At 68.8% G+C, this 2,225-nt stretch carries 1 protein-coding gene and 1 pseudogene; both read left to right on the top strand.

The annotated features are described in order from the left end of the window. Positions 1–131 precede the first annotated feature (131 nt). Positions 132–1,151: pseudogene (locus tag DSY14_RS27775) on the top strand (cystathionine gamma-synthase); the annotation flags it as partial. Between the two features lie 119 nt (positions 1,152–1,270). Next, positions 1,271–2,225: IS481 family transposase (locus DSY14_RS27770; protein WP_211719560.1), on the top strand; the 955-nt coding region annotated here is incomplete at its 3' end.

Below are 2,225 nucleotides of genomic sequence, written 5' to 3'. Positions count from 1 at the left end.
GTCTTCCACGACCCGTCCTCTCGACGGTCCGCTCCGAGACGGACGGGAACGCCCGCCCCGCACCGTCCGTAGTGTGAGACCTCCCAGTTGAAGGCGGGTTCGGTCGAGTGCGCGGGCACTATTGTGGCCCCATGAAGTTCGACGGGTTTGAAACGCTGGCCATCCACGCGGGGCAGGAGCCGGACGCCGGCACCGGCGCCGTGGTGGTGCCGATCTACCAGACGAGTACCTACGCCCAGGACGGCGTGGGCGGAATGCGTCAGGGGTACGAGTACTCCCGCACCGCCAACCCCACGCGCACGGCGTTGGAGGAGTGCCTGGCCGCCCTGGAGGCCGGGTCGCGCGGGCTGGCCTTCGCCTCCGGCATGGCCGCCGAGGACACCCTGCTGCGCACCGTGCTCTCGCCGGGCGACCACGTCATCATCCCCGGTGACGCCTACGGTGGCACCTTCCGCCTGATCTCCAAGGTGGTCGAGCGCTGGGGCGTGAGTTGGGACGCGGTCGACCAGACCGATGTCGACGCGGTCCGGGACGCCATGCGTCCCGAGACACGGGTCGTGTGGACCGAGACGCCCACCAACCCGCTGCTGGGCATCACCGACATCGAGTCGGTGGCGCAGGTCGCGCACGACGGCGGTGCGCTGCACGTCGTCGACAACACCTTCGCCTCGCCCTACCTCCAGCGCCCGCTGACGCTGGGCGCGGACGTGGTGGTGCACTCGACCACCAAGTACATCGGCGGGCACTCGGACGTCGTCGGTGGCGCGCTGGTCGTGGCCGACACCGGCCTGGGCGAGCGCCTGGCCTTCCACCAGAACACCATGGGGGCCATCCCGGGGCCGTTCGACTCCTGGCTGACGCTGCGCGGCGCCAAGACCCTGGGGGTCCGGATGGACCGCCACAGCGAGAACGCCGAGCGGGTCGTGGCCGCCCTGGAGGGTCACCCCGCGGTGCGCCGCGTGTACTACCCGGGGCTGGAGTCCCACCCGGGGCACAAGGTCGCCGAGCGGCAGATGCGCTCCTTCGGCGGGATGGTCTCCTTCGCCCTGCGCGACGGTGAGAAGGCGGCGCTGGAGCTGTGCGAGCGGACCCGGGTCTTCACGCTCGGGGAGTCCCTGGGCGGGGTCGAGTCCCTCATCGAGCACCCGGGCTAGGTGTACTGACCACAGAGGTTGAGTACAGCCCTACGGTGATTTGACAGCAAGAGAGGGCCTCCGACATAGGTGTGGATTGTCTAGATCAACACCTGAAGTAGGTCAGGAGGCCCTCCGTGGCCCACACTACCCATGCCAATGCGCGCCTCACACCCGCCGGACGCCTGGCCCTGGCCCGCTGCGTGGTCGAGGACGGCTGGACGCTACGGCGTGCCGCCGAACGCTTCCAGACCAGCGTGAGTACCACCAAACGCTGGGCCGACCGCTACCGCACCCTGGGCCAGGCCGGGATGGTCGACGCCTCCAGCCGCCCCCACCACTCACCCAGGCGCACCCCGACCCGACGCGAGCGCCGCATCATCAAACTCCGCTACCTCAAACGCTGGGGGCCGGCCCGTATCGGCGGCCACCTGGGCATGTGCGCCTCGACCGTGCACCGGATCCTGACCCGCCACCGATGCGCCCGCCTGAGTCACCTGGACCGGGCTACCGGCCGTGTGGTGCGCCGCTACGAGCGCCAACGGCCCGGCGAACTCGTGCACGTGGACATCAAGAAGCTCGGCAACATCCCCGACGGGGGCGGCCACAAAACGTTAGGGCGGGCCCGGGGACGCAAGAACAAGACCAACGCCGGGTACGCCTTCGTGCACAACGCGGTGGACGACCACTCTCGCCTGGCCTACTCAGAGATCCTGGCTGATGAGACCAAGGAGACCGCCACGGGCTTTTGGCAGCGTGCCCACGCCTACTTCACGTCGGTGGGTATCGCGGTGGAGCGTGTGTTGACCGACAACGGGTCCTGCTACAAGTCCCACCTCTGGCGTGATCTGCTCGCTGACCAGAGCATCAAGCACAAGCGCACCCGCCCCTACCGGCCCCAGACCAACGGCAAGGTCGAACGCTTCAACCGGACCTTGGTCGAGGAGTGGGCCTACGCCCGCCCCTACACCAGCGAGAGCGAGAAGCGGGAGGCGTTCACCGGGTGGTTGCACCACTACAATCACCACCGGTTCCACACCGCGAACAGCGGCCCTCCCGCCTCCCGCGTACCTAACCTCTCAGGTCAGTACA

Source organism: Nocardiopsis sp. MG754419 (assembly GCF_018207095.1).
In the GTDB taxonomy this organism is placed as follows: domain Bacteria; phylum Actinomycetota; class Actinomycetes; order Streptosporangiales; family Streptosporangiaceae; genus Nocardiopsis.
This window is presented reverse-complemented; position numbering and strand designations above follow the sequence as displayed.